This window comes from Streptomyces sp. NBC_00091, from assembly GCF_026343185.1.
Classification (GTDB): domain Bacteria; phylum Actinomycetota; class Actinomycetes; order Streptomycetales; family Streptomycetaceae; genus Streptomyces.
Window position 1 is genome coordinate 4018095 of record NZ_JAPEMA010000001.1, and the last position, 26238, is coordinate 4044332.

A 26238-nucleotide genomic window follows, 5' to 3' on the forward strand; every position below is an offset into this window, starting at 1 on the left:
CAGGGGACAATGGGGCCATGAGTCTGTTCCGCGACGACGGCATCGTGCTGCGCACCCAGAAGCTGGGTGAGGCGGACCGCATCATCACGCTGCTCACCCGCGGCCACGGCCGCGTCCGGGCCGTCGCCCGCGGGGTACGGCGTACGAAGTCCAAGTTCGGCGCCCGGCTGGAACCTTTCTCCCACGCCGACGTGCAGTTCTTCGCCCGGGGCAGCGAGCTGATCGGCCGCAGCCTCCCGCTGTGCACCCAGACCGAGATCATCGCCCCCTACGGCAACGGCATCGTCACCGACTACGCCCGTTACACCGCCGGCACCGCGATGCTGGAAACCGCCGAGCGCTTCACCGAGAACGAGGGCGAGCCCGCCGTACAGCAGTACCTGCTGCTGGTCGGCGCCCTGCGCACGCTCTCGCGCGGCGAACACGAACCGCACCTCATCCTCGACGCCTTCCTGCTGCGCTCCCTCGCCGTCAACGGCTACGCGCCCAGCTTCGAGGACTGCGCGAAGTGCGGGATCCACGGCCCCAACCGGCACTTCTCCGTCGCCGCGGGCGGGGTCATATGCGGGGACTGCCGGGTGCCGGGCTCCGTCGTACCCTCGTCGGAGGCCATCGCCCTGCTCAGTGCCCTGCTGACGGGCGACTGGAACCACGCGGACGCCTGCGAGGCGCGCCACGTGCGGGAGGGCAGCGGGCTGGTCTCGGCCTATTTGCACTGGCATCTGGAACGCGGGCTACGCTCCCTGCGATACGTCGAGAAATAGGAGCTGGGCACATGGCACGACGCGGGATTCTGGGACGCTCTCGCCGCGAGTACAAGGTTCCCGAGCCGCACCCGTCCGGTGCGCGCCCGCCGAAGATCCCCGGCGAGCTGGTCCCGAACCACGTCGCCGTCGTCATGGACGGGAACGGCCGCTGGGCCAAGGAGCGCGGCCTGCCGCGCACCGAGGGGCACAAGGTGGGCGAGGGCGTCGTCCTCGACGTGCTCAAGGGCTGCCTGGAGATGGGCGTCAAGAACCTCTCCCTCTACGCCTTCTCGACGGAGAACTGGAAGCGCACGCCCGACGAGGTCCGCTTCCTGATGAACTTCAACCGCGACGTCATCCGGCGCCGCCGCGACGAGATGAACGAGCTGGGCATCCGGATCCGCTGGGTCGGCCGGATGCCGAAGATGTGGAAGTCGGTCGTCCAGGAGCTCCAGATCGCCCAGGAGCAGACCGTCGACAACGACGCCATGACCCTGTACTTCTGCGTCAACTACGGCGGCCGCGCCGAGATCGCGGACGCGGCGCAGGCGATCGCCCGCGATGTGGCCGCCGGCAAGCTGGACCCGTCGAAGGTCAACGAGAAGACCTTCGCGAAGTACATCTACTACCCGGACATGCCGGACGTGGACCTGTTCCTGCGCCCCAGCGGCGAGCAGCGCACCTCCAACTACCTGATCTGGCAGAGCGCGTACGCCGAGATGGTCTTCCAGGACGTGCTGTGGCCGGACTTCGACCGCCGCAACCTCTGGGACGCCTGCCTGGAGTACGCCCAGCGCGACCGCCGCTTCGGCGGGGCGCTCCCGAACCAGGCCGAGGGCTCCTCGAGCTGACCCTTCCGCCAGGCTCCGCCGCCATGGTCATGACCGACCAGGCGGTGGAGCCGTACCGGTGGGACGCGCAGAGCCCTTCAGACGTCGACCGGATCCGATCGTTCTTCGACCGGAATCTGACCCGTCTGGGCTAGCCGAGGGCCGGCCAGGGGCTAGCCGGCGGCCGCGCAGTCCGCGCAGGTGCCGAAGATCTCCACCGTGTGGGCCACGTTCACGTAGCCGTGCTCGGCCGCGATGGACTCCGCCCACTTCTCCACCGCCGGGCCCTCCACCTCGACCGCCTTGCCGCACTTGCGGCAGACCAGGTGGTGGTGGTGCTCGCCGGTGGAGCACCGCCGGTACACGGACTCGCCGTCGCTGGTGCGCAGCACGTCGACCTCGCCGGCGTCCGCGAGCGACTGGAGGGTGCGGTACACAGTGGTCAGGCCCACGGAGTCACCGCGGTGCTTGAGCATGTCGTGCAGCTCCTGGGCGCTGCGGAACTCGTCCACCTCGTCCAGCGCCGCCGCCACGGCGGCCCGCTGCCGGGTGGACCGTCCTCGTACTGGCGCGGTATTCATCTCGCCAGGCGCAGTCGCCACCGGTTCCTCCTCGTTTCGGCCTCTGGGCCATTGTGCCAGGCGGCCGTCCCTCCTAGACCTTCACGCCGTCCCGGGTGCACACGGCTTCGGCGGCCCGGGCGGCCTTCGCCCGGCGCCGGGCCAGCGGGGTGGACAGGGCCGTCGTCGCCATGAAGACCGCGATCGCGAGCAGCACGATCGTGGCGCCGGACGGCGCGTCGAGGTAGTACGTGGTGGCCGTGCCGGTCAGCGAGACCACCACGCCGATGGCCATGGCCAGCGACAGGGTCGCGGCGAACCCGCGGGCGACCCGCTGGGCGGCCGCGACGGGGATCACCATCATGGCGCTGACCAGCAGCAGGCCCACGATGCGCATGGCCACGGTGACGGTGACGGCCGCGGTGACGGCCATCAGCAGGTTCAGCGTGCGCACCGGCAGGCCGGTGACCCGGGCGAACTCCTCGTCCTGGCTGATCGCGAACAGCTGGCGGCGCAGGCCGATGGTGACGGCGACGACGAAGGCGGCGAGGATCACCACGGCCGTGATGTCCTCGGCCGAGACGGTGGTGATGGAGCCGAAGAGGTAGCTGCTCAGGTTGGCGGTGGAGCCGCCGGGCGCCAGGTTGATGATCATGACGCCGCCGGCCAGGCCGCCGTAGAAGAGCATGGCGAGGGCGATGTCCCCGCTGGTCTTGCCGCGGGAGCGGATCAGCTCCATGCCGACCGCGCCGATGACCGCGACCAGGGTGGCCATCCACACCGGGCTCGCGTTGAGCAGGAAGCCGAGGGCGACACCGGTCATGGCCACGTGCCCGATGCCGTCGCCCATGACCGCCTGGCGGCGCTGGACGAGGTAGGTGCCGATCGCGGGTGCGGTGATGCCCACCAGCGCGGCGGCGATCAGGGCCCGCTGCATGAAGGCGTAGTTCAGGAGGTCCATCAGCTCAGCAGTCCCGTCCGCAGGGGCTCGGCGTCGTGCGCCGCGTGGGGGTGTACGTGGTCGTGGCCGGGCAGGGCGTGCTGGCCCACGGCCTCGGGGGGCGGGCCGTCGTGCGTGACGCAGCCGTCGCGCAGGACGACGGCCCGGTCGATCAGCGGCTCCAGCGGGCCCAGCTCGTGCAGGACGAGCAGGACGGTGGTCCCGGCCTCCACCTGGCGGCGTACGGCCTTCGCGAGGACCTCCTGGTTGCCCAGGTCCACGCCCGCCATCGGCTCGTCCATGATCAGCAGTTCGGGTTCGACGGCGAGCGCCCGGGCTATGAGCACGCGCTGGTGCTGGCCGCCGGAGAGGGCGTTGACGGAGGCGTCGGCGTGGTCCTCCATGTCGACCAGGGCCAGGGCGCGTTCGACGGCGGCCTTGTCGGCCTTGCGCAGGATCCCGAAGCGGGTGCGGGCCAGCCGGCCGGAGGAGACGACCTCGCGGACGGTGGCCGGGACGCCGCTGGCGGCGGTGGTGCGCTGGGGGACGTAGCCGATCCGCGACCACTGGCGGAAGCGCTTGAAGTCGGTGCCGAAGAGGGAGAGGGAGCCGTCGGTGAGCGGGACCTGGCCGACCACGGCGCGGACGGCCGTGGACTTGCCGGAGCCGTTGGCGCCGAGCAGCGCGACGACCTCACCGCGACGGACGGTGAGGTCGATCCCGCGCAGCACGGGGCGAGAGCCGAGCGAGGCCGTGGCCCCGCGCAGGGATATGACGGGCTGGTCCTCGGCCTGTTGTGGCGTGGACTGCATGGCTCGCGCCTCCGTTGCTGCTGTCATCACTTGGCTCCGAGTGCCTTCTGGAGGTTCTTCAGGTTGGACCGCATGACCTCGAAGTAGTCAGCGCCCTGCGACTTGTCCGTGATTCCTTCGAGGGGGTCGAGCACGTCGGTCTTCAGGCCCGTGTCCCGGGCGAGGCTCGTGGCCGTCTTGTCGCTGGCCAGCGTCTCGAAGAAGACGGTGGTGACATTCTCCTCCTTCGCGACGGCCTGGAGTTCCTTCATCCGGGCCGGGCTGGGCTCGGCCTCGGGGTCGACGCCGGAGATGCCCTCCTGGTCGAGGCCGTAGCGCTCCGCGAGGTAGCCGAAGGCGGAGTGGGTGGTGATGAAGGTCTTGGAGGCCGTGTTCTTCAGGCCGTCCTTGAACTCGGTGTCCAGCGCGTTCAGCTTGGTGACGAGCTCGTCGGTGTTCTTCTTGTAGTCCGCCGCGTGGTCGGGGTCGGCCTTCTCCAGGGCGGCGCCGAAGCCCTTGGCGATCTCGGCGTACTTGGTGGGGTCGAGCCAGACGTGCGGGTCCTGGCCGGCCTCGCCGTGGCCGTGGCCTTCCTCGGCGTGCTCGTCCTTCGCGTGCTCGTCGCCCTCGGTGTGCTCGTGGCCCTCCTCGCCGTGGGCGGGCGCGTGCGCCTCCAGCTTGGTGAGGCCGGCGGCGTCGACGACGTTCTTGACGCCGGACTGGGCGATCGCCTTGTCCACGGCGGGCTGGAGGGTCTTCAGGTAGAGGACGATGTCCGACTCGGAGAGCTGCGCGGTCTGCTTGGGGGTGATCTCCAGGTCGTGCGGTTCGACGCCCGGCTTGGTGAGGGTGTCGACCGTGACGTGGTCCTTGCCTATCTGCTCGGCGAGGAACTGCAGCGGGTAGAACGACGCCGTCACGGCGAGCTTGCCGTCCTTGCCGTCCTTTCCGCCCGTGGCGCCGACGGCGCCGGAGCAGGCGGTGAGGGCCGTGGCGCCGAGGGCGACGGCGGCGGTGAGGGCGGCGGTGGGTATGAGGCGTCGTACGTTCATGACATCCATTTTCATCAAAGATGGAAACGATTGTCAAAAACCCAGGTGGGAGGGGTGGGCGGGACCGCGGAAGGGCATACCCGATTTGAAAGGGGGGGTGCGGGCGCCGGTAACCTGAGGCATTCGCGTTCGTCCTCGTAATGAAGAGAGCACCGTGGCCGCCGACAAGATCGAAACCATCGTCAGCCTGAGCAAGCGCCGTGGCTTCGTTTTCCCGTGCAGTGACATCTACGGCGGCTCCAGGGCTGCCTGGGACTACGGCCCGCTCGGTGTCGAGCTCAAGGAGAACATCAAGCGCCAGTGGTGGAAGGCCATGGTCACCGGGCGTGAGGACATCGTCGGCCTCGACTCCTCCGTGATCCTGGCCCCGGAGGTCTGGGTGGCCTCCGGCCACGTCGCGACCTTCTCCGACCCGCTGACCGAGTGCACCTCCTGTCACAAGCGTCACCGCGCGGACCACCTGGAAGAGGCCTACGAGGCCAAGCACGGCCGCGTGCCCGCCAACGGTCTCGCCGACATCAACTGCCCCAACTGCGGTGTGAAGGGCCAGTTCACCGAGCCGAAGCAGTTCTCCGGCATGCTGGAGACCCACCTCGGCCCGACCCAGGACACCGGCTCGAAGGCGTACCTGCGCCCCGAGACCGCCCAGGGCATCTTCACCAACTTCGCCATGGTGCAGACCACTTCGCGCAAGAAGCCCCCCTTCGGCATCGCGCAGATGGGCAAGTCCTTCCGCAACGAGATCACGCCCGGCAACTTCATCTTCCGCACCCGCGAGTTCGAGCAGATGGAGATGGAGTTCTTCGTCAAGCCGGGCGAGGACGAGCAGTGGCAGGAGTACTGGATGGCCGAGCGCTGGAACTGGTACCGCGACCTCGGCATCCGCGAGGAGAACATCCGCTGGTACGACCACCCGAAGGAGAAGCTGTCCCACTACTCGAAGCGCACCGCCGACATCGAGTACCGCTTCAACTTCGGTGGCAGTGAGTTCTCCGAGCTCGAAGGCATCGCCAACCGCACCGACTACGACCTGAAGGCGCACTCCGCCGCCTCCGGCCAGGACCTGACGTACTTCGACCAGGAGGCCGGCGAGCGCTACACCCCGTTCGTCATCGAGCCGGCGGCCGGTGTCAACCGCGCCATGCTCGCCTTCATGCTCGACGCGTACGTCGAGGACGAGGCCCCCAACGCCAAGGGCGTCATGGAGAAGCGCACCGTCATGCGCTTCGACCCGCGCCTGGCGCCGATCAAGGTCGCCGTCCTGCCGCTGTCCCGCAACCCGCAGCTGTCGCCGAAGGCCAAGGGCCTCGCCGCCGACCTGCGCAAGAACTGGAACATCGAGTTCGACGACGCGGGCGCCATCGGCCGCCGCTACCGCCGCCAGGACGAGATCGGTACGCCGTTCTGCGTGACCGTCGACTTCGACACCCTGGACGACAACGCGGTGACCGTGCGCGAGCGCGACACCATGAAGCAGGAGCGCGTCTCCCTGGACCAGATCCAGAGCTACCTCGGCAGCCGTCTGCTCGGCTGCTAGTTCCCGCTTGAAAGGCCGGTGGCCCGGTGCGCGATCCGCGCACCGGGCCACCGGTCTTTCCGTGTATCGCGGCTGGTTCCGGACGGTCAGGGGCGCAGGCCCCTGATGAGGAGTGCGATGACCGCTTCGAACTCCGTGATGATCGTGGGTGAGAGCCAGTCCGCCACGTACTGCGGATCGTGGAACCGCCCCGTGGCGTCGAAGACGGCCCGGGCGGCTGCCGCGGCGTCCGGCGCGGCCAGGGTGCCGGCCGCGACTCCCTCGGCGATGATCCGGGTCAGCTGGTTGATCAGCTCGGTGAGGTGGGTGTCGACCACCCCGCTGTTCTCGGCGAGCAGCACCGTGTACGTCGCGAACAGCTCCGGATCGTCACCCGCCTTGTGGCGCTTGGCCTCGAAGAGGGCCTCCAGCCAGGCCTCCAGCTTGGAGGGCGCGGGCTCGGCCGGAGCCGAGGCGATCTTCTCCAGCATGACCACGCTCTTGGCGAGCCAGCGGTCCGTGACCGCCTCGCGCAGCGCCGCCTTCGAGGGGAAGTGCCGGTACACGCTGCCGTGGCTGACCCCCAGGGCGCGCGCGACGTCCACCACGGTCGCTTTGGTGGGGCCGAAGCGGCGCAGCACTTCCTCGGTGGTCTCGAGGATGCGCTCGGGAGTCAGGGGTTCGGCGGCAGGGGAGGGCATGGGTACGACCGTACCGCCAGCTCAGTGCTCGCTGTCGAGGTGGGCCATCTGCGCCGCCGGGTATCGCTCGCCGGCCGCCGCTCCCGCCGGGACGGCTTCCTCGATGGCGGCCAGGTCGGCCGCGGTCAGCTCCACCCGTATGGCACCCAGTGCCTCGGTCAGGCGGTCCCGGCGCCGGGCGCCGACCAGCGGCACGATGTCCTCGCCGCGGGCGAGCACCCAGGCGATCGCGGTCTGGGCGACGGTGACCCCCTTCTCCTCGGCGACCTTGCGCAGGGCGTCGACCAGGTCGAGGTTGCGGTGCAGGTTGTCGCCCTGGAAGCGGGGGCTCATCCCGCGGAAGTCGCTGGGGGCCAGTGCGCGGTCACGGCTGAAGTGCCCGCTGATCAGGCCGCGGGACAGCACCCCGTATGCCGTGACGCCTATGCCCAGCTCGCGGGCGGTCGGCAGGATCTGGTCCTCTATGCCGCGCGAGATCAGGGAGTACTCGATCTCGAGGTCGGAGATCGGGGCGACGGCGGCGGCCCGGCGCAGGGTGTCCGCGCCGACCTCGGAGAGGCCGATGTGCCGCACGTGCCCGGCCTGGACGGCCTCGGCGATGGCGCCGACGGTCTCCTCGATCGGGACGGCCGGGTCCACCCGGGCGATCCGGTAGACGTCGATGTGGTCCCGGCCGAGCCGCTGGAGCGAGTAGGCCAGGAAGTTCTTCACGGCCTCGGGCCGGCCGTCGTATCCGGTGAAGCCGCCCTCGACCGTCCGCAGGGCACCGAACTTGACGCTGGTCAGCGCCTTCTCGCGGGCCGTGGTCGGGGCGGTGCGCAGGGCTTCGTTGATCAGCAGCTCGTTGTGGCCCATGCCGTAGAAGTCGCCGGTGTCGAGCAGCGTGCTCATGCCCTCCGGGGCGGCTTCCAGGAAGGCGTGGACGGTGGCCAGGGATTCGGCCCGGTCGGCCTCTCCGTAGAGGGCGGACATGCCCATGCAGCCCAGCCCCAGGGGGAAGACGGCCGGGCCGGTGGCGCCGAGCCTGCGGGCGGTGGCCGGGATGGCGGTGGAGGTGTTCTCGTTCGTCGTCATGCAATGAGAATGGCATGACGAGTGACAGATTTCAATATCTGTCACTCGTCAGCGTGAAGGGCCGGGAGTCGACGGGGTCGGGAGCAGGGAGGCCTCAGCCCGCCGGGGCGGGGCCGGGCGCCGGCGGGAGGCCGCCGTCCGTACGGTGGCTGGAGCCGTGTCCCGGCGGGGGAGCCGGGGCGGCGGCGGGAGCCGGTTCGAGGGACTGGGCCGTGCGCCGGGCGGTGGCGAGGGCCCAGGGGCCGGTGGTGGCGGCGCCTACCAGCAGCACCAGCAGCCCGCAGCCGGTGATGATCCACCAGGCCGGCCGGGCCGCCGTCGCGAAGCTCCCGCCGCCCGCCGTGCCGGCCGCGAGCACCGCGCCGATCACCGCGACCCCCAGCGCCCCGCCGGTCTGCCGGCTGGTGGAGGCCAGCGCGGCCGCCACCCCCGCCTGGGCGCGCGGCATCCCGGCGAGCGCCGTGTTCGTGATGGGGGCGTTGACCAGGCCGAAGCCGATGCCGAAGAGCACGTACCCGGCGAACATCAGCGTGTCGGACTCCTCCGCCGCGAACGCCGCGAACAGCACCCCGCTCGCCGCCATCGTCACTCCCGCGACCAGCAGCGGCAGTCGCGGCCCCCGCGCGGCGACCAGCCGCCCCGACACCGGCGCGCACAGGAAGGCGAAGGCGGCCATCGGCAGCATGTGGAGTCCGGCGTCCAGGGCGTCGAGCCCCCGCACGTCCTGGAGGTAGAGGGTGTTCAGGAAGAGGAACCCGGACAGCGCGGCGAAACCGCTCACCGCCAGCACCGTCGCCCCGCTGAAGGGGACGCTGCGGAAGAACCGGGGGTCGATCAGCGGGTCCGCCCGCCGGGGCTCGTAGCGCAGCAGCCCCGCCAGCGCGGCCACGGCGGCCAGCGCGCACCCGAGGATCGGCGACGAGGTCCAGCCCGCGGCCGGACCCTCGATGATCGCGTACGTCACCGCGCCCAGCAGCGCCATGACCAGCAGCTGGCCCACCGGATCGGGCCGGCGCGGGCGCTCGGACCGGGACTCGGGGATGTGGCGCACGGTCAGCACGAGGGCGACGAGCCCGACGGGGAGGTTGATCCAGAAGATGGACCGCCAGCCCACCGAGTCCACCAGCAGCCCGCCGATCAGCGGCCCGACGGCCATGGAGATGCCGACGACCGCGCCCCAGACGCCGATGGCGCGTGCGCGCTCCTTCGGGTCCGTGAAGGTGTTGGTGATGATCGACAGGGCGACCGGATTGAGCATCGCGCCGCCGACGGCCTGGATCATGCGGAAGGCGATGAGCCACTCGAGGCCGGGCGCCAGGGAACACAGCACCGAACCCGCCGTGAAGAGGACCAGCCCCCAGGCGAAGACCTTGCGGCGCCCGATCCGGTCCGCCGTGGCCCCGGCCAGCATCAGCAGCGAGGCGATGACCAGGGTGTAGGCGTCGATGGTCCACTGCATCCCCGAGACCGAGGCGTCGAACTCGCGGCGCATCGAGGGGAGGGCGACGTTCAGGACGGTGTTGTCGAGGCTGACGATCAGCAGGCTCATGCAGCAGATCGCCAGGATGAGCATGCGACGCCGGTGGCCCATGTGACCCACGTCACTGATGTGATGCATGCCGCCGATAGTACGGATAACTAACGAACGGCGCGTGCGGGAGAATGGGGGGATGACCACGCTCCCTCCGCCCCTCGCGATCGGCCCGCACACCGTGCAGCCCCCCGTGGTGCTCGCGCCCATGGCCGGCATCACCAACGCCCCGTTCCGTACGCTCTGCCGCGAATTCTCGGGCGGCAAGGGGCTCTTCGTGAGCGAGATGATCACGACCCGCGCCCTGGTCGAGCGCAACGAGAAGACCATGCAGCTGATCCACTTCGACGCGTCGGAAAAGCCGCGCTCGATTCAGCTGTACGGGGTGGACCCCGCCACCGTCGGCAAGGCCGTCCGGATGATCGTCGAGGAGGACCGCGCCGACCACATCGACCTCAACTTCGGCTGCCCGGTCCCCAAGGTCACCCGCAAGGGCGGCGGCTCGGCCCTGCCGTACAAGCGCAACCTGCTGCGCGCGATCCTGCGCGAGGCCGTGGCGGGCGCCGGCGGCCTGCCGGTGACCATGAAGATGCGCAAGGGCATCAACGACGACCACCTCACCTACCTCGACGCCGGCCGGATCGCCGTCGAGGAGGGCGTCACCGCCATCGCCCTGCACGGCCGCACCACCGCCCAGCACTACGGCGGCACCGCCGACTGGGACGCGATCGCCCGGCTCAAGGAGCACGTGCCGGAGATCCCGGTCCTCGGCAACGGCGACATCTGGTGCGCCGAGGACGCGCTGCGCATGGTCCGCGAGACCGGCTGCGACGGCGTGGTCGTGGGACGCGGCTGCCTGGGGCGGCCGTGGCTGTTCAACGACCTGGTCGCGGCCTTCGAGGGGCGCCCCGAGGACTTCCACAAGCCGAAGCTGCGCGAGGTCGCGGACACCATGCTGCGGCACGCCCAGCTGCTGGGGGAGTGGATCGGCGACGAGGCGCGCGGGGTGATCGACTTCCGTAAGCACGTGGCCTGGTACCTCAAGGGATTCTCGGTCGGCTCCGAGATGCGCGGGAAGCTGGCGGTCACCTCCTCCCTGGCCGAGCTGGACGCTCATCTGAGCGAGCTCGATCTGGATCAGCCGTGGCCCGACGGAGCGGACGGCCCGCGCGGCCGGACGTCCGGAAACAACCGAGTTGTCCTGCCTGAAGGCTGGCTGAAGGATCCTTACGACTGCGCGGGCGTGAGCGAGGATGCCGAGCTGGACACCTCCGGAGGCTGAGAAATCGCCCTCCGTGCCGCGTGATATACGCCACGCATGGGAGGGGTTTCGCTCAGATGAGCGCAGAAGTCACGGGTAAGACTTTCAAAGGGTGGCACTGGGTGCCACCCTTTCTGCGTTCAAGACTTGAACGCAAATGTATCGATGATCGCTCATCCGAGCACGATCAAGCCTCAGGAGGCCCTTCTCGCTTCGGCTTCTGAAGGCTCTTCGTATGTTCGCATTACCCGCGAGTTACTTTCGATCCGGTGGCGCATGGGTGGTTACAGCCGCATGACGGCCAAGTGGACATACCCAGAAGCCTTCGATCTGGGTATGTTCCTGGCCGTCAGGGCAGCCACCCGAGTCCTCGAGGAGTCGAGACCCGTGTCGGAAAACAAAGATCAGAAGTTCGTCTACGACTTCACCGAGGGCAACCGGGACCTCAAGGACCTTCTCGGCGGCAAGGGGGCCAACCTCGCCGAGATGACCAACCTCGGTCTCCCGGTCCCCCCCGGCTTCACCATCACCACCGAGGCCTGCAAGGTCTACCTCGAGAGCGGCACGGCCCCGGCCGAGCTGCGCGACGAGGTCAGCGCGCACCTCGCCGCCCTCGAGGCGAAGATGGGCAAGAAGCTCGGCCAGTCGGACGACCCGCTGCTGGTCTCCGTCCGCTCCGGCGCGAAGTTCTCCATGCCGGGCATGATGGACACGGTCCTCAACATCGGCCTCTCCGACGAGTCCGTCACCGGCCTCGCCACCCAGGCCGGCAACGAGCGCTTCGCGTGGGACTCGTACCGCCGCCTCATCCAGATGTTCGGCAAGACCGTCCTCGGCGTCGAGGGCGAGCTCTTCGAGGACGCCCTCGACGAGGCCAAGGCCGCCAAGAAGGTCACCGTCGACACCGACCTCGACGCCGCCGATCTGAAGAAGCTGGTCAAGTCCTTCAAGAAGATCGTCGCGAAGGAGGCCGGCCGGGAGTTCCCGCAGGACGCCCGCGAGCAGCTCGACCTCGCCGTCGAGGCCGTCTTCAACTCCTGGAACACCGACCGCGCCAAGCTCTACCGCCGCCAGGAGCGCATCCCGAGCGACCTGGGCACCGCGGTCAACATCTGCTCCATGGTCTTCGGCAACCTCGGCCCCGACTCGGGCACCGGCGTCGCCTTCACCCGCGACCCGGCCAGCGGCCACGCGGGCGTCTACGGCGACTACCTGCAGAACGCCCAGGGCGAGGACGTCGTCGCGGGTATCCGCAACACCGTCCCGCTGGCGGACCTGGAGGCCATCGACAAGGCCTCGTACGACCAGCTCATGACGATCATGACGACGCTGGAGACCCACTACAAGGATCTCTGCGACATCGAGTTCACCATCGAGCGCGGCCAGCTGTGGATGCTCCAGACCCGCGTCGGCAAGCGCACCGCCGGCGCCGCCTTCCGCATCGCCACCCAGCTCGTGGACCAGGGCCTGATCAGCGAGGCCGAGGCGCTCCAGCGCGTCACCGGCCACCAGCTGGCCCAGCTGATGTTCCCCCGCTTCGACGACGATGCGAAGACCACCCTGCTGGGCCGCGGCATCGCCGCCTCCCCGGGTGCGGCGGTCGGCAAGGCCGTCTTCGACTCGTACACGGCCGTCAAGTGGTCCCGCTCGGGCGAGAAGGTCATCCTGATCCGCCGCGAGACCAATCCCGACGACCTCGACGGCATGATCGCCTCCGAGGGCATCCTGACCTCGCGCGGCGGCAAGACCTCGCACGCCGCCGTCGTCGCCCGCGGCATGGGCAAGACCTGCGTCTGCGGCGCCGAGGAGCTCGACGTCGACACCAAGCGCCGCCGGATGACGGTCGGCGAGACGGTCATCGAAGAGGGCGACGTCGTCTCCATCGACGGCTCCACCGGCAAGGTGTACCTCGGTGAGGTACCCGTCGTACCGTCCCCGGTCGTCGAGTACTTCGAGGGCCGCATGCACGCCGGCGCCGACGACGCCGACGAGCTGGTCGCCGCCGTGCACCGGATCATGGCCTACGCGGACCGCGTCCGCCGCCTGCGGGTGCGCGCCAACGCCGACAACGCCGAGGACGCGCTGCGCGCCCGCCGTTTCGGCGCCCAGGGCATCGGCCTGTGCCGCACGGAGCACATGTTCCTCGGCGAGCGCCGTGGACTCGTGGAGCGACTGATCCTCGCGGACACCGACAGCGAGCGCGAGGAGGCACTCAGTGCCCTCCTGCCGCTCCAGAAGAAGGACTTCGTCGAGCTGTTCGAGGCGATGGACGGCCTGCCCGTCACCGTCCGCCTGCTCGACCCGCCGCTGCACGAGTTCCTGCCCGACATCACCGAGCTGTCGGTGCGCGTCGCCCTCGCCGAGTCCCGCAAGGACGCCAACGAGAACGACCTGCGCCTGCTCCAGGCCGTGCACAAGCTGCACGAGCAGAACCCGATGCTGGGTCTGCGCGGCGTCCGCCTGGGCCTGGTCATCCCCGGTCTGTTCAAGATGCAGGTCCGGGCGATCGCCGAGGCCGCCGCCGAGCGCAAGAACGCCAAGGGCGACCCGCGCGCCGAGATCATGGTCCCGCTCGTCGGCACCGTGCAGGAGCTGGAGATCGTCCGCGACGAGGCCGACCAGGTCATCGCCGAGGTCGAGGCCGCCACCGGTACGAACCTCAAGCTGACCATCGGCACGATGATCGAGCTGCCGCGCGCCGCGCTGACCGCCGCCCAGATCGCCGAGGCCGCGCAGTTCTTCTCCTTCGGCACGAACGACCTGACCCAGACGGTGTGGGGCTTCTCCCGCGACGACGTCGAGGCCAGCTTCTTCACCGCCTACCTGGAGAAGGGCATCTTCGGGGTCTCGCCCTTCGAGACCATCGACAGGGACGGCGTCGGCTCGCTCGTGCGCCACGCGGTCAAGCAGGGCCGGGCCACCCGCCCCGACCTCAAGCTCGGCGTCTGCGGCGAGCACGGCGGCGACCCGGAGTCGGTGCACTTCTTCCACGAGGTCGGCCTCGACTACGTCTCCTGCTCGCCGTTCCGGATCCCGGTGGCGCGCCTGGAGGCCGGCCGCGCCGCCGCCGAGGCCAAGGGCTCCGACAGCCGCTGAGGCCCCCCAGGGGCCCGCTGAGGCCCCGCAGGGCCGCCGAGCCCCCCTGACTGCGCCCGCCCCCGGTTCCCTGACTGCCGGGGGCGGGCGCCTCCATTTCCGGTGCGGGCCGTATCGCGAAATATTCAACAAAGTCATTACGGCGCCAGGCGGTGGACGGATCCCCACCCGTCCACCGCCTGCCGCCTATCTGCCAGGCACGTCGGCGCTTCCCGGTGCGACCGACCGCCAGGCCCCGCAAAGCCCCCCACGGCCTTCACGGAGCGTTTCGGTCGCACTGGAGTGTGTCTGGCGGAGTACAGGATTTCGCTTGTCACGCCTCCGCCGAAAGGGGTTTCAACTGTGGCCGAAAGGGCGTGGTGACCACGTGTGACGGCATGCATACTCATGGGGCGGGGGGATTGCGGTTGCACAGGTGGGGGTTCGGTGCTTCGTATCCATTTCACTGGAGTGGACCTGGCACGCGTACGGATGGCAGGGCGTCCCGATGCGTTGTGGGAAACGATTCTTAGTTTTCATCGCTTAAGGGACCGGCGTGACGCCCGGTTCTTCGGCGAATGGCGTACGGAAACCCGGAGCAGGTTGAATGGTGAAACAAGGCTGCTGGGTGCGCTCATACCGGCTCGTGGCTATTTCCCCGATTTCCTGACCCCGGCCGAGGGCCAGTACGGGTGGGACCTCGGCCTCGACGCACTGCGCGGGCTGCGCCCCGAGCGGCTGCGGCGCGAGCTGTCCCTCGTGGGCGCCGGCGCCGGTACGGGCTTCGGCGCGGCCTTCGGGACCCCGCCGCCGACCCGGCTGCGGGAGCTGATGGACGGGGGCACCAAGCACCTGCCCCGGCTGCTCGGCGAGCTCCGCGCGTACCACCGGGCGGCCGTGGAGCCGTACTGGACCCACATCCAGGCCCAGATAGAGGCCGAGCGGGCGGCACGCGGCCGCGCCCTCCTCGACGGCGGCGCGGACGAGCTGCTGGCCTCGCTGCCGCCGATGCTGCGCTGGCGGGCCCCGGTGCTGGAGTGCGAGTACCCGGTGGACCGGGACGTACGGCTGCGCGGGCGCGGGCTGCTGCTCCAGCCGTCCTTCTTCTGCCGCCGTACCGCGGTGACCCTGCACGACCCGGAGCTACCGCCGGTGCTGGTCTACCCGGCCGCCGCCCAGCTGGCCTCCGCGGCGGCGGGCGGGGAGGCCGCCCGGCCGGAGGAGCAGCGCCAGCGCACCCTGGGCAAGCTGGTGGGCCACACCCGCTCGGTGGTGCTGCGGGCCATCGGGGACGGGGCCACCACCAGCGAGCTGGCCCGCCGGGCCGGGGTCTCCCTGGCCTCCGCGAGCCAGCACGCCTGCGTGATGCGCGAGGCGGGCCTGGTGACGACCCTGCGCCACGGCAACGCGGTCCTGCACACGGTGACCCCGCTGGGCGCTGCCCTGCTCAAGGGCGGCGCGGTGGTGTCCTGAAGGATCGGTTCGCCAGGACGTGAAGCGGCCCGGCGGGGGAGGCCGTAGCCTTCCCCGCCGGGCGCCGGGCCGGGAGCGGAGGTCAGACCCGGAAGGGGCCGGTCACCTCGTAGGTGATGCCGCCGGAGGAGGAGCCGCTCGTACCGCGCTGGCTGCTGAAGTAGAGGCGGTTCCCGGCGGGGGAGAAGGCCGGGCCGGTGATCTCGGAGGAGGACTGGCCCGTGACCCGCAGGAAGGGCGCCACCACGTCGTCCGGGGTGATCACGCAGATCTCCAGGTTGCCGCCGTCCTCCGCGACGTACAGGTCCCCGAAGGAGGACCCCGTCACGTTGTCGACGCCCGTCAGCGGGGCCGCCCCGCCGGGGACCAGGGAGTCGTCGTAGGCCAGCTCGTAAGTGCTGGTGGCGAGGTTGAGCTGCCAGACCCGGTTGTCACCCTTGGTGGTGAACCAGACCGTGTCGTTGGCGTAGTGGCAGCCCTCGCCGCCGTTGAACTTCTTCGAGCCCGAGACCTGGGTGCGGGTGGTCGTGGGGGAGCCGTCCGGGTCCGGGACGTTCTGCCACGTGAAGGAGCCCGAGGTGGCGGTGCCGGCGACGAGCACCTGGAGGGTGCCGGAGGAAAGGTTTCCCCAGGTGGTGGGGATGAAGCGGTAGAAGCAGCCGCTGGACTCGTCCTCGGTCATGTAGATCACCTTGCGCACCGGGTCGGCGGCGGCCGCCTCGTGCTTGAACTTGCCCATCGCGGAGCGGCGGACGGCCGCGTTCACCCCGTACGGGTCGGTCTCGTAGACGTAGCCGAGGCTGACCTCCTCGCAGGACAGCCAGGTGTTCCACGGGGTCTTGCCGCCCGCACAGTTCTGCCGGGTGTTGGACAGGATCCGGTAGGCGCCGGTGACGGTGCCCGAGGAGTTGAACTTCACCGCGCTCGCGCCGCCGCTCGGGTTGATCTCCGAGTTCGACACGTAGATCCAGCCGGTGCCGTCCGCGAAGCAGGCTCCGCCGTCGGGGGCGTTGTGCCAGGTGTAGGAGGTGCCGGCGACGGTCTGGCCGGACCGGGCGATCACCCGGCTGCTGAAGCCGGCGGGCAGCATGATGCCGTTCGCGTCCGCCGCGCCCAGGGCCCCGTAGGGCCCGGCGCCGGGCTGGGCGGGGGCCGCGTAGGCGGCCCCGTGCATGAGCGTGCCGCCGAAGGCGGCAGCCGAGGAGCCGATCACAGCACCGCGCAGGAAAGTACGACGTTCCACGGTCACTCCTGTGGGAGGAAGGCCCCGCGCCCGGTCGGGCGCGAGGTCGCACGCGTCGAGGAACCTAGAGGCGTCGAGTTGACGTGACGTCAACACTCCATGACGCCGGAGCGACCAGCTCGGGGTCAATCCTCCTGCGGCGACTTCGGCACACCGGCCGCGCCCGTACCGCGCTCCTGCCCGCCTCCCGCGCTCTGCCCGCAGCGGCGGCCTGACCTGCGGTTTTGTGGTCCGCCGAAGAAATCTCGAAAAAATTTCCCGGGGAGCGATGAGTTTCCCCGGACACCCCGGTCTACCCCTCGAAGGCGCTGGACGAGACCGCGCCGCACGAGAGAAGAGGGACCGGGATGTCCGCGAACGCCACCATGATCTTCGTCAACCTGCCCGTCGGGGACCTGGACGCCGCGAAGGCCTTCTGGGAGAAGCTCGGCTACTCCTTCAACCCGCAGTTCACCGACGAGACCGCGGCCTCCCTGGTGATCAGCGACACCATCTTCGCGATGCTGCTGACCGAGGAGAAGTTCAAGGAGTTCGCCACCAAGCCGGTGGCCGACGCCTCCAAGACCACCGAGGTCATGGTGGCGCTCAGCGCCGAGAGCCGCGAGAAGGTCGACGAGATCGTCGACGCCGCCCTCGCGGCGGGCGCCACCGAGCCCCGCCCCGCCATGGACCTCGGCTTCATGTACGGCCGCGCCTTCGAGGACCTGGACCACCACGTGTGGGAGTACGTGTGGATGGACCCGGCCGCCGTCCAGGGCTGACCGGCGGCTACGAGGTCGCGGCGGTCCGCACCGGGTAGGTCCGGACCGCCACCTCCTCGTCGTCCAGGCAGCGCCCCGACTCCAGGTCGAACCGCTGCTTCAGCAGCGGCGAGGCCACGAAGGGCCGGCCCGCCGCCCGCCCCACCAGCCCGCGCGACAGGACGTGCGCGCCGGTGAAGGGGTCCTGGTTGCCGATGGCGTACGGGCGCCCCGCGCGGTCGAGGAAGACCGCGGCCTGGCTCCCGTCGGGCAGCAGGGCCGCGACCCCGCGCCCGGGAGTGAGCGCCGACAGCTCGCACACCGTCAGCCAGCCTTCGGCCACCCGCAGTTCGACGGTCATCGGACCGGTCCTCCAATGGTCAGGACGGCCAGGTCGGGCTTGACCTGGTCGCGCTCGGGAACGAACTTCACGGTGGGGTCGGGAGCTCCGGGCGCGTTCACGAAGGACACGAACCGGCGCAGCCGCTCCGGATCCGACAGGGTCTCGGCCCACTCGTCGCGGTAGTGCGCCACGTGCTCGGCCATCAGGGCCTCCAGCTCCGCGCACAGCCCGAGCGAGTCGTGCATCACCACGTCCCGCAGGTGCTCCAGGCCGCCCTCCAGCCGGTCCAGCCAGGTGGAGGTCCGCTCCAGCCGGTCGGCGGTGCGGATGTAGAACATCAGGAACCGGTCGATGAGCCGGACCAGTTCGGCGTCCGACAGGTCCTGGGCGAGGAGGTCGGCGTGGCGCGGGGTGGCCCCGCCGTTGCCGCCGACGTAGAGGTTCCAGCCGCTCGCCGTCGCGATGACCCCGAAGTCCTTGCTCTGCGCCTCCGCGCACTCGCGGGCGCAGCCGGACACCGCCGACTTCAGCTTGTGCGGGGCGCGCAGGCCCCGGTAGCGCAGCTCCAGGTCGATGGCCATCCGTACGCTGTCCTGGACCCCGTAGCGGCACCAGGTCTGCCCCACGCAGGACTTCACCGTCCGCAGCGCCTTGCCGTAGGCGTGCCCGGACTCGAAACCGGCGTCGACCAGGCGCGCCCAGATCTGCGGGAGCTGGTCCACGCTCGCGCCGAAGAGGTCGATGCGCTGACCTCCGGTGATCTTCGTGTAGAGGCCGAAGTCGCGGGCCACCTCCCCGATCACGATCAGCTTGTCGGGGGTGATCTCACCGCCCGGGATGCGCGGGACGACCGAGTACGAGCCGTTGCGCTGGAGGTTCGCGAGGAAGTGGTCGTTGGTGTCCTGGAGGGCCGCCTGTTCCCCGTCCAGTACGTAGCCGCTGGCGCCCAGGGTGGGGGCGAGGGAGGCGATGATCGAGCCGACGGCGGGCTTGCAGACCTCGCAGCCGTCGCCGCCGCGGGCCTCCGTACGGCCGTGGCCGTCGAGGATCTCCCGGTACGAGGCCAGGCGCCGGGTGCGGACGATCTCGTACAGCTCGGCCCGGGTGTACGGGAAGCAGCCGCACAGCCCCTTGTCGGCCGCGGCCGGCAGCAGCTGCCCGATCACCTTGAGGCAGCTGCCGCAGCCGGTGCCGGCCTTGGTGCACTTCTTCACCTCGGGCAGGGTGGCGCAGGCGGTGATGGCCTTCTTGGTGACGTTGTGACAGGAGCAGATCACCGCCGTGTCGGGCAGCGCGGACGGGCCGAGCGCGACGGGCGCGCCGACGCCGGCGGGCAGCACCAGCTGCTCGGGGGCGACCGGCAGGACGCTGCCGGTGAGCGGGCGCAGCAGCCCGTACGAGTCCGCGTCGCCGACCAGCACCCCGCCGAGCAGCACCCCGTCGGCGGAGACGACCAGCTTCTTGTAGACGCCGGAGCGGGAGTCGGACCAGACCACGTCCAGGCTGCCCTCGGCGGCGCCGTGCGCGTCGCCGAAGGAGGCCACGTCCACGCCGAGGAGCTTGAGCTTCGTGGAGAGGTCGGCGCCGGTGAACTCCTTCTCGCGGCCCAGGAGGTCCTCGGCGGCGGTCTCGGCCATCTCGTAGCCAGGCGCGACCAGCCCGTAGACGCGGCCGTCGACGGCCTGCGCGCACTCGCCGATGGCGTACACGTGCGGGTCGGAGGTGCGGCAGCGGGCGTCGACGCTGATGCCGCCGCGCTCGCCGACGGCCAGGCCCGCGGCGCGGGCGAGCTGGTCGCGGGGGCGGACCCCGGCCGAGAAGACCACGAGGTCGGTGTCGACGGCGGTCCCGTCCGAGAGGCTCATCCCGCGGACGGAGCCGTCCTCACCGGTCAGCACCTCCTGGGTGCCGACCCCGGTGTGCACCGTCAGGCCCATGGACTCGATGGTGCGCAGCAGGGCGGCGCCGCCGCCCGCGTCCACCTGGACGGGCATCAGGCGGGGCGCGAACTCCACGATGCGGGTGGCGAGCCCGAGCCCCTGGAGGGCGCCCGCCGCCTCGAGGCCGAGGAGGCCGCCGCCGACGACGGCTCCGCTGGTCCGCGTCTTGGCGTACTCCTCGATCGCGAGGAGGTCCTCGATGGTGCGGTAGACGAAGCAGCCGGGGGCGTCCTTGCCGGGGACGGGCGGCACGAAGGGGTAGCTGCCGGTCGCAAGGACCAGGACGTCGTACGGGAAGACCTGCCCGGAGCGGGAGGTGACGGTACGGGCGCCGGTGTCGACGCGCTCGGCGGGGTCGTCGAGGTGCAGCTCGATGCCGTGCCGCTCCATGAAGCCGGCCGGGGTGAGGGAGAGGTCCTCGGGGGTCTTCCCGGAGAAGTACGAGGTGAGCTGGACCCGGTCGTAGGCGGGCCGCGGCTCCTCGCACAGCACGGTGATCCGGTGCGTTGCGGTGGCCCCGCGCTCGGCGAGGGCCTCCAGGTAGCGCTGGCCGACCATGCCGTGTCCGATGAGCACGATCGCGGGCAGGGGCTCGGGCACGGTCATCAGTGGCCTCCGTCGTCGGTGAGCAGGTGGAACGGGTCGTGCGGGGCGGTCAGGAACTCGTCGCCCTCCCAGCTGCGGGCGAGGGCGCCCACGGTGGAGAGTTCGCCGAGCAGCACCCCGCCGACGAGCCGGTCGCCGCGCAGGACGACCTTGCGGTAGGTGCGGCGGGTGGCGTCGGCGAGGCGGACCACGTCGTCGCCGGGGAGCGGGGTCGGGTCGCCGAAGGCGGCGAGGTCGAAGGGGCCCGGGCCGTCGGCGGTGGAGCCGTCGGTGGCGGGGAGGGCGGGGGTGGGCAGGGTGAGGCGGGTGAGGGCGCGGGTGCCGGTGTACTCGGCGGTGCCCCCGCGGAGGACCGCCGCGAGGGCGTCGGCCTGCTCCAGGGCGGGTCCCGCCAGGCCGTACACCCGGCCGGCGTGTTCGGCGCAGTCGCCGATCGCGTGGACGTACGGGTCGCTGGTGCGCAGCCGGCCGTCGACCACGACGCCCTTGCGGACTTCGAGCCCGGCCGCCTGGGCGAGCCCGACGCGGGGGCGCACCCCGCAGGCGAGGACGACGATGTCGGCGTCGAGGCGGTAGCCGTCGGCGAGCTCGACCCCGGTCACCTTGCGGTGGCCCCGGCCGCCCCGGCCGCCCTGGCCCCGGCCTTGGCCCCGGACCTGGCCCTGGCCGGGCGCGGTCGTGGTGAGGCCCCGGACGCGGCATTCGGTGTGGATCTCCACGCCGAGGGCGGTCAGGTGGTCGCGCAGCAGCGCGGAGGCGTCGGCGTCCAGCTGGCGTTCCATCAGGCGCTGCGCCTGCTGGGCGAGGACCACCTGGGCACCCCGCGCGGCCAGCGCACGGGTCGCGGAGACGCCCAGCAGCCCGCCGCCGATCACCACCGCCCGTACGCCCGGGCGTACGGCCGCGCCCAGGGCCAGGCAGTCGTCCATCGTGCGGAACGCGTGCACCCCCTCCGGGAGTTCCCGCCCGTCCGGGGTGAACAGCCCGCGCAGCGGCGGCAGGACCGGGTTCGAGCCGGTGGCCAGCACCAGGGTGTCGTACCGCTCCACGGCGCCGTCGTCGCAGTGCACGGCGCGGTCCGCGCGGTCGATCCGGACCGCCCGGACACCCCGGCGCAGCACCGGGCCGGGGGCCGGGAGCGCGGTGACCTCGGGTGCGTACCGGCCCGCCAGCACCTCGGCCAGCAGGACCCGGTTGTAGGGGGCGTGGGTCTCCTCCCCGAGGACGGTCACCGCCGCCTCCGGGCCCAGCCGCGCAGCGAGCCGCAGGCCCGCCAGGCCGCCGCCGATCACCACCACACGCTGCTCCGAGGTCATGGCACGAGCGTGCGGGCCCGCTGTTTCCCCGCCGCATCGCCCCTGTTACCCGGACGGAACACCGGCCTCAGCGCCCGGACCAGGGGTCCGTGAGGCCGGCGAAGCTCAACCTTTGCGCAAGTTTCCGGTGATCGATGGGTCTTGCACCGACCCGGTACCTAGGGTCGGGACCGTGCCTGACATATCAACGACCATGATCATCGTGCTGTGCGTGGCCGCCGCGGCGGCCGGCTGGATCGACGCGGTGGTGGGCGGCGGCGGACTGCTGCTCCTGCCGGCCCTGTTGCTCGGCCTCCCGAACGCGCACCCCGCCGCCGTCCTCGGGACGAACAAGGCGGTGGCCATCGTCGGCACCGCCGGGGCGGCCGTCACCTACGTCCGCAAGACCCCGGTGGACGTGAAGCTGGCCGTCCGCATCGGTGTGGCCGCGCTCGCTGGGTCGATGGGCGGGGCGGCGCTCGCCGGCGGGATCAGCAAGGACACGATGCGGCCGCTGATCATGGCCGTGCTCGTGGTGGTCGCCGCCGTGGTCATCTTCAAGCCCGGCTTCGGCGCCGCCCCCGCCACCTCGCCCGTCTCCCGCCGCCGCGTGCTCCTCGCCATCGCCCTCGCGGGCCTGGGCATCGGCTTCTACGACGGCCTCATCGGGCCGGGCACCGGCACCTTCCTGGTGCTGGCCCTGACCGCGCTGCTCCACCTCGACCTGGTCACCGCCTCCGCCACCGCCAAGATCGTCAACTGCTGCACCAACGCGGGGGCGCTCGCGATGTTCGCGTACCAGGGCATGGTGTTCTGGCAGCTGGCCGCGCTGATGGCCGTCTTCAACCTGGCCGGCGGCATGGTCGGGGCCCGGATGGCGCTGAAGAAGGGCAGCGGCTTCGTCCGCGGCGTGCTGCTGACCGTGGTCGGCGCGCTGGTGGTCAAGCTGGGGCTCGAGCAGTGGGGGTAGGCCATAGGGGGTGTCCGACCCTGATCCGCCGGACACCCCCTGGGCGCGCGGTCAGTACGCGCCCGTGAGGTGGGCGAAGACGACCACGTTGCCCTGGTAGCCGGTGCGCGGGGAGAAGCTGCCGCCGCAGGTGATCACGCGCAGCTCGGCGCGCGGCGAGGGGCCGTACACGCGCCGGTCCGGGAAGGCGTCGGCGTCGTGGACCTCGACCGCGTGGACGGTGAACACGGCCGTACGCCCGTCCGCGCGGACCACCTCGACCCGGGCTCCGCGGTGCAGCGCGCCCAGGTGGTAGAAGACGGCCGGGCCGCTGGCGTGGTCGACGTGGCCCGCGATCACGGCGGTGCCCGTCGCGCCCGGGGTGGTCCCGTCCCGATACCAGCCGGCGAGGTCGCGGCGGGCCGGCGGGGGCACTTCGAGGCTGCCGTCGCGGTCCAGGCCCAGTCCGGCGAGCGGGGCGTCCACCCGGATCGACGGGATGCGGATCCGCAGGGGTGGGGAGCCGGGCAGCGGGTCGATGCTCCCCGGGTAGAGGGTCTGCGCGCTCAGGGCCTCGGCGGGGGAGGGCAGCGGGGGCCGGACGGCCCCGCCGGAGCCGCTGCCGATGAGCCAGACGCCGAGACAGGCGGCGACCGCGACCAGCCCGGCCCGCCCACGCCGCTCCGGCATGCCGCCAAGGCCGGCTCCGGGGCGTCCCCGGAGGCCTGGGAAGCCGCCACGCATGCGCCGTACCCCCTTGCCTAGCCGTTCGTGGGAGTGGCCGTCGCCCGTCCCCGCGAACGGGGGGGACCTCGCGGGGCGGGCGACGGAGGGCGGTACCGGTCGGACCGCGGCCGCAGCCGCGGTGGGCGCCCGTCAGCTCCGCGTGCCGCTCGCCCGGCGACGCAGGAGCCAGGTACCGCCGACGGCGGACGCGGCCAGCACTGCCGCTCCCGCCGTGATCTTGGCGGGGTCGGTGGCGGTGGTCGTGCCACCACCCACCCCGGTTCGTACGTGGCCCTGCGGGCCGCGCTCGGAGACGACCAGGTCACCGGTGGCGAACTTGCCGTTCGCGCAGGTGGCGCCGATGCCGTAGGTGCCCGGCCGCAGGCCGTGGCCGACCCGGAACTGGCCCACCACCACGTCCTCGCGGTTGCCCGGGGCCAGCTTGAAGCGGCCTCCGCCCACCGTGCTGGCATCGCCCTCGGCGTGACTGCCCCGGCCGCAGGCCTTGGTGTTCACGGTGACGGTGGCGCCCGTGGCGGCCGATTTCGGCCAGACCTCCAGCACGGCGAAGTCCCCGGGCGCGAAGGCGGTCATGCCGAGCTCCGCGGCGGCCACCCCTCCGGCGACCGGCCCGGCGAAGGCGACGGCGGTCAGCGCGGTGGCGGTGAGCACATGGGCGGTGCTGCGGCGCATGGGTACTCCAGGGGACACGGGGTCGTGTCTCGAGGAAAACCGGGGTGTCCGGCGGGCGCCTGCTGAGCCTGCGTCAGATCCCGCCCGCGCCGTCCACCCGGTCGGCATCCCCGCACGTCAGAGCCCCTGGACGGCCATCCGTGTCCCCCCACCCCGTCCGGGTGACATCAGGCCCGGGGCAGGGTCACCGTGGCCTGCCCGAAGGCGATCGTCAGCCCGAGCCCCGTGCCCTGGCCCCGCTCCGGCGTGCCCGTCACGAACCGCCGCGGACCCTCGCGCAGCAGGCTCTGCGGATAGCCCGGCCCGTCCTGGTCCCGGACGGTCACCGCGCCCCCCGACACCGTCACCGTGATCGGCCCGCTCCCGTGCCGGCGGGCGTTGACCAGCAGGTTCGTCAGGATCCGCTCCAGCCGCCGGGCATCGGTGCGCACCCGTGCCCCGCCCGGCCCGTCGGCGGCCCCCGCCGCGACGACCACCTCGGCCGCCACCCCCGACCGCTCGGTGACCGAAGCCACCAGCGGCCCCAGCGCGTGCACCTCCAGCCGCGCCTCCTCCCGGTTGGCGTCCAGCCGGGCCACCTCCAGCAGGTCCTGCGTCAGCGTCCGCAGCGCCGCGACCCGGTCCCGTACCAGCTCCGTCGGCCGCCCCGCCGGCAGCAGCTCGGCCGCCGTGTGCAGCCCCGTCAGCGGGGTCCGCAGCTCGTGCGCCACGTCCGCCGTGAACCGCTGCTCCGCCTCCAGCCGCTGCTGGAGGCTGGCCGCCATCGTGTCCACCGCCGAGGACAGCTCGGCCACCTCGTCGTGGGTCCCCGGCGGCCCCGACGGCCCGATCCGGGCGTCCAGGTCGCCCGCGCTGATCCGCCGGGCCGTCTCGGCCGCCGTCCGCAGGTCCTTGCTGAGCCGGCTCGCCAGCAGCGCCCCGCCGACCGCCGCGAGCGCCACCACCCCCGTCCCGGAGGCGATCAGCTGGGCGTCCAGCTCCTCCAGCTCCTCCAGCTCGACCTGCTCGTCGGTCAGGGGCTGCCGCACCGTCAGCACGTGCCCGCTGCCCACCGGCCGGGCCGCCCACACCGCCGGGACCGGTCCGGTCAGGTCCAGGTAGGTGGCGCGCCGGCCGTCCAGGGCCGCCTCGCGCAGGCCCGCAGGCGCGGAGGGGCAGTCGATCCGGGCGTCGGCCTCCCCGACCTTGTCGGAGTCGAGCCGGCCGGTGATCTCGTAAAGCTGCCGTACGCGCATCAGCTGCGCGGTCGCGCTCTTGCGGGCGGCGTCGGACACCTGGTGCGCCCGCGCCCCGTGGATCAGGGCGCCGATGGTGACGGCGACCAGCGAACAGCCGACGGCCAGCAGCACGGCGATCTTCCAGCGCAGCCCCAGGGCGTGCAACCGCTGCCGGCAGCGGGTCAGCAGGGGCATCGGGGCCCTCACGGGGTGGCCTGCCCGTCCGCGCCCGGCCCGGCCGCGCAGTAGCGGCGCTCGTCGTTGACCACCGTCATCCGCACGCCGTCCCAGTGGTAGCGGACGGCCTGCTCGGACTCGTCGTCGGGGGCGGTGCGGATCAGCAGGTCGGTTCCCAGGGACTCGGCGGCCATGCGCCGTCCGACGGTGAACAGGATGGGGACGATCCGCTTGCCTCGGGCGGCGTACACGCTCAGCGCGGTGCGGCCGGTCTCGGTGTCGGCGGCGACGATCAGCTCCTGCTGCCCGTCACCGGTCACGTCCAGGTGGACCGGCGGGCGGATCCCGGCCCCGCCCGGGGCGTTGATCTTCCCCTTGCCCATGAGCACCCTCATCCGCTTGTCCGCCTTCACAACCTCCAGCGCGTCCACCTCCGCGAGGCCTCCGGGGCCCACCTCGGGCGCGTCCGGCAGCGGCGCCGGGGGCTGCTGCCGGGTGCCGGTGGCGAGGGCGGGCGCCCGCGGGGAGTCCGCGGCCCAGGCCCGCCAGAGCGGCTCGGGCTGGGGCTGGGGGGAGACCGGGGCCACGGGCTCGCCCGTGTCGAGCCCGCCGGGCGCGGCGCAGCCGCCCGCGGCGAGCGCGGTGAACGCCGCGAACGCGGCGGCGCAGAGCAGCGGCGCGGCAGAGCAGCGGCGGGGTGATCGGGTCATGGGGGAGTCTGGGGTGGGGTCGGGGGGTGGACGGGGCTCAGACGCTAGT

General features: G+C 71.7%; 23 protein-coding genes. 8 read left to right on the forward strand and 15 right to left on the reverse strand.

Going from position 1 to position 26238, the window contains the following annotated elements:
- The first annotated feature begins 17 nt into the window (after positions 1-17).
- Both recO and OOK34_RS18485 read left to right on the forward strand, forming a co-directional pair.
- The gene (gene recO / locus OOK34_RS18480) at positions 18-764 is read left to right on the forward strand and encodes a DNA repair protein RecO (protein WP_215141943.1); all 747 of its coding nucleotides are present in this window, start codon (positions 18-20) and stop codon (positions 762-764) included.
- Positions 765-775: 11 nt separating this feature from the next.
- Positions 776-1597: an isoprenyl transferase gene (locus tag OOK34_RS18485; protein ID WP_267034961.1), complete on the forward strand. Its 822-nt coding sequence runs from the start codon at positions 776-778 to the stop codon at positions 1595-1597.
- 152 nt (positions 1598-1749) lie between these two features.
- Here OOK34_RS18485 and OOK34_RS18490 read toward each other — a convergent pair whose 3' ends face one another.
- The 4 genes from OOK34_RS18490 to OOK34_RS18505 are packed head-to-tail and all read right to left on the reverse strand — an operon-like array spanning position 1750 to position 4919.
- Positions 1750-2178: a transcriptional repressor gene (locus OOK34_RS18490; RefSeq protein WP_323183433.1), complete on the reverse strand. Its 429-nt coding sequence runs from the start codon at positions 2176-2178 to the stop codon at positions 1750-1752.
- 52 nt (positions 2179-2230) lie between these two features.
- Positions 2231-3097, reverse strand: coding sequence for a metal ABC transporter permease (locus OOK34_RS18495; protein ID WP_267034962.1), 867 nt, complete (start codon positions 3095-3097; stop codon positions 2231-2233).
- The gene (locus OOK34_RS18500) at positions 3097-3888 is read right to left on the reverse strand and encodes a metal ABC transporter ATP-binding protein (RefSeq protein WP_267036804.1); all 792 of its coding nucleotides are present in this window, start codon (positions 3886-3888) and stop codon (positions 3097-3099) included. Before OOK34_RS18500 ends, OOK34_RS18495 begins: the two co-directional genes overlap by 1 nt.
- 26 nt (positions 3889-3914) lie before the next feature.
- Positions 3915-4919, reverse strand: coding sequence for a metal ABC transporter substrate-binding protein (locus OOK34_RS18505; RefSeq protein WP_267034963.1), 1005 nt, complete (start codon positions 4917-4919; stop codon positions 3915-3917).
- A gap of 154 nt (positions 4920-5073) precedes the next feature.
- Between OOK34_RS18505 and OOK34_RS18510 the strand changes: the two genes are divergently transcribed.
- Entirely contained in the window at positions 5074-6456 is a 1383-nt protein-coding gene (locus tag OOK34_RS18510) for a glycine--tRNA ligase (RefSeq protein WP_267034964.1), read from the forward strand.
- Between the two features lie 86 nt (positions 6457-6542).
- Here the strand turns inward: OOK34_RS18510 and OOK34_RS18515 are convergent, their stop codons facing one another.
- The 3 genes from OOK34_RS18515 to OOK34_RS18525 form a co-directional block, all read right to left on the reverse strand.
- Complete coding sequence (locus OOK34_RS18515) at positions 6543-7136, reverse strand: TetR/AcrR family transcriptional regulator (RefSeq protein WP_267034965.1); 594 nt, start codon at positions 7134-7136, stop codon at positions 6543-6545.
- A gap of 21 nt (positions 7137-7157) precedes the next feature.
- Complete coding sequence (locus OOK34_RS18520) at positions 7158-8210, reverse strand: aldo/keto reductase (RefSeq protein ID WP_267034966.1); 1053 nt, start codon at positions 8208-8210, stop codon at positions 7158-7160.
- A gap of 94 nt (positions 8211-8304) precedes the next feature.
- Positions 8305-9783 (reverse strand): MFS transporter, encoded by a 1479-nt coding sequence (locus OOK34_RS18525; protein WP_267036805.1) that lies wholly within the window; start codon positions 9781-9783, stop codon positions 8305-8307.
- 97 nt (positions 9784-9880) lie between these two features.
- Here OOK34_RS18525 and dusB point away from each other — a divergent pair, with 97 nt between their 5' ends.
- The 3 genes from dusB to OOK34_RS18540 all read left to right on the forward strand — a co-directional run bounded on the left by dusB (position 9881) and on the right by OOK34_RS18540 (position 15550).
- A complete protein-coding gene (gene dusB / locus OOK34_RS18530) occupies positions 9881-11023 on the forward strand; it encodes a tRNA dihydrouridine synthase DusB (protein ID WP_267034967.1) in 1143 nt (380 codons plus the stop codon).
- Between the two features lie 366 nt (positions 11024-11389).
- Entirely contained in the window at positions 11390-14098 is a 2709-nt protein-coding gene (gene ppdK, locus OOK34_RS18535; RefSeq protein ID WP_267034968.1) for a pyruvate, phosphate dikinase, read from the forward strand.
- 426 nt (positions 14099-14524) lie between these two features.
- The gene (locus OOK34_RS18540; protein WP_267034969.1) at positions 14525-15550 is read left to right on the forward strand and encodes a helix-turn-helix transcriptional regulator; all 1026 of its coding nucleotides are present in this window, start codon (positions 14525-14527) and stop codon (positions 15548-15550) included.
- Between the two features lie 82 nt (positions 15551-15632).
- On the opposite strand, the gene OOK34_RS18545 is transcribed toward OOK34_RS18540, so the two are convergent.
- Positions 15633-16793 carry an alkaline phosphatase PhoX gene (locus tag OOK34_RS18545; protein ID WP_267034970.1) on the reverse strand — a complete coding sequence of 387 codons (1161 nt, stop codon included), beginning with the start codon at positions 16791-16793 and terminating at the stop codon, positions 15633-15635.
- 347 nt (positions 16794-17140) lie between these two features.
- On the opposite strand from OOK34_RS18545, the gene OOK34_RS18550 reads away from it, so the two are divergent.
- On the forward strand, positions 17141-17554 hold the full coding sequence (locus tag OOK34_RS18550) for a VOC family protein (RefSeq protein ID WP_267034971.1): 414 nt from the start codon (positions 17141-17143) through the stop codon (positions 17552-17554).
- Between the two features lie 7 nt (positions 17555-17561).
- On the opposite strand, the gene nirD is transcribed toward OOK34_RS18550, so the two are convergent.
- From nirD to OOK34_RS18565, 3 genes are read right to left on the reverse strand one after another with little or no spacing between them, the layout of a single operon-like run.
- The gene (nirD, locus tag OOK34_RS18555; RefSeq protein WP_267034972.1) at positions 17562-17894 is read right to left on the reverse strand and encodes a nitrite reductase small subunit NirD; all 333 of its coding nucleotides are present in this window, start codon (positions 17892-17894) and stop codon (positions 17562-17564) included.
- Entirely contained in the window at positions 17891-20422 is a 2532-nt protein-coding gene (gene nirB, locus OOK34_RS18560; protein WP_267034973.1) for a nitrite reductase large subunit NirB, read from the reverse strand. Before nirB ends, nirD begins: the two co-directional genes overlap by 4 nt.
- A complete protein-coding gene (locus OOK34_RS18565; RefSeq protein ID WP_267034974.1) occupies positions 20422-21738 on the reverse strand; it encodes an NAD(P)/FAD-dependent oxidoreductase in 1317 nt (438 codons plus the stop codon). Before OOK34_RS18565 ends, nirB begins: the two co-directional genes overlap by 1 nt.
- A 172-nt stretch (positions 21739-21910) precedes the next feature.
- Between OOK34_RS18565 and OOK34_RS18570 the strand changes: the two genes are divergently transcribed.
- Positions 21911-22687: a TSUP family transporter gene (locus OOK34_RS18570; protein WP_267034975.1), complete on the forward strand. Its 777-nt coding sequence runs from the start codon at positions 21911-21913 to the stop codon at positions 22685-22687.
- Positions 22688-22738: 51 nt separating this feature from the next.
- Here OOK34_RS18570 and OOK34_RS18575 read toward each other — a convergent pair whose 3' ends face one another.
- The 4 genes from OOK34_RS18575 to OOK34_RS18590 all read right to left on the reverse strand — a co-directional run bounded on the left by OOK34_RS18575 (position 22739) and on the right by OOK34_RS18590 (position 26189).
- The gene (locus tag OOK34_RS18575; protein WP_267034976.1) at positions 22739-23356 is read right to left on the reverse strand and encodes a class F sortase; all 618 of its coding nucleotides are present in this window, start codon (positions 23354-23356) and stop codon (positions 22739-22741) included.
- A gap of 186 nt (positions 23357-23542) precedes the next feature.
- Positions 23543-24085 carry a hypothetical protein gene (locus tag OOK34_RS18580; protein WP_267034977.1) on the reverse strand — a complete coding sequence of 181 codons (543 nt, stop codon included), beginning with the start codon at positions 24083-24085 and terminating at the stop codon, positions 23543-23545.
- A 167-nt stretch (positions 24086-24252) separates the two neighbouring features.
- On the reverse strand, positions 24253-25497 hold the full coding sequence (locus tag OOK34_RS18585) for a HAMP domain-containing sensor histidine kinase (RefSeq protein WP_267034978.1): 1245 nt from the start codon (positions 25495-25497) through the stop codon (positions 24253-24255).
- 8 nt (positions 25498-25505) lie between these two features.
- Complete coding sequence (locus OOK34_RS18590; protein WP_267034979.1) at positions 25506-26189, reverse strand: hypothetical protein; 684 nt, start codon at positions 26187-26189, stop codon at positions 25506-25508.
- Positions 26190-26238 lie beyond the last annotated feature (49 nt).

Coding starts and splice junctions, on each gene's coding strand:
- recO (WP_215141943.1), top strand. CDS start 18: ATGAGTCTGTTCCGCGACGACGGCATCGTGCTGCGCACCCAGAAGCTG.
- OOK34_RS18485 (WP_267034961.1), top strand. CDS start 776: ATGGCACGACGCGGGATTCTGGGACGCTCTCGCCGCGAGTACAAGGTT.
- OOK34_RS18495 (WP_267034962.1), bottom strand. CDS start 3,097: ATGGACCTCCTGAACTACGCCTTCATGCAGCGGGCCCTGATCGCCGCC.
- OOK34_RS18500 (WP_267036804.1), bottom strand. CDS start 3,888: ATGCAGTCCACGCCACAACAGGCCGAGGACCAGCCCGTCATATCCCTG.
- OOK34_RS18505 (WP_267034963.1), bottom strand. CDS start 4,919: ATGAACGTACGACGCCTCATACCCACCGCCGCCCTCACCGCCGCCGTC.
- OOK34_RS18515 (WP_267034965.1), bottom strand. CDS start 7,136: ATGCCCTCCCCTGCCGCCGAACCCCTGACTCCCGAGCGCATCCTCGAG.
- OOK34_RS18520 (WP_267034966.1), bottom strand. CDS start 8,210: ATGACGACGAACGAGAACACCTCCACCGCCATCCCGGCCACCGCCCGC.
- OOK34_RS18525 (WP_267036805.1), bottom strand. CDS start 9,783: ATGCTCATCCTGGCGATCTGCTGCATGAGCCTGCTGATCGTCAGCCTC.
- dusB (WP_267034967.1), top strand. CDS start 9,881: ATGACCACGCTCCCTCCGCCCCTCGCGATCGGCCCGCACACCGTGCAG.
- OOK34_RS18550 (WP_267034971.1), top strand. CDS start 17,141: ATGTCCGCGAACGCCACCATGATCTTCGTCAACCTGCCCGTCGGGGAC.
- nirD (WP_267034972.1), bottom strand. CDS start 17,894: ATGACCGTCGAACTGCGGGTGGCCGAAGGCTGGCTGACGGTGTGCGAG.
- nirB (WP_267034973.1), bottom strand. CDS start 20,422: ATGACCGTGCCCGAGCCCCTGCCCGCGATCGTGCTCATCGGACACGGC.
- OOK34_RS18565 (WP_267034974.1), bottom strand. CDS start 21,738: ATGACCTCGGAGCAGCGTGTGGTGGTGATCGGCGGCGGCCTGGCGGGC.
- OOK34_RS18575 (WP_267034976.1), bottom strand. CDS start 23,356: ATGCCGGAGCGGCGTGGGCGGGCCGGGCTGGTCGCGGTCGCCGCCTGT.
- OOK34_RS18580 (WP_267034977.1), bottom strand. CDS start 24,085: ATGCGCCGCAGCACCGCCCATGTGCTCACCGCCACCGCGCTGACCGCC.
- OOK34_RS18585 (WP_267034978.1), bottom strand. CDS start 25,497: ATGCCCCTGCTGACCCGCTGCCGGCAGCGGTTGCACGCCCTGGGGCTG.
- OOK34_RS18590 (WP_267034979.1), bottom strand. CDS start 26,189: ATGACCCGATCACCCCGCCGCTGCTCTGCCGCGCCGCTGCTCTGCGCC.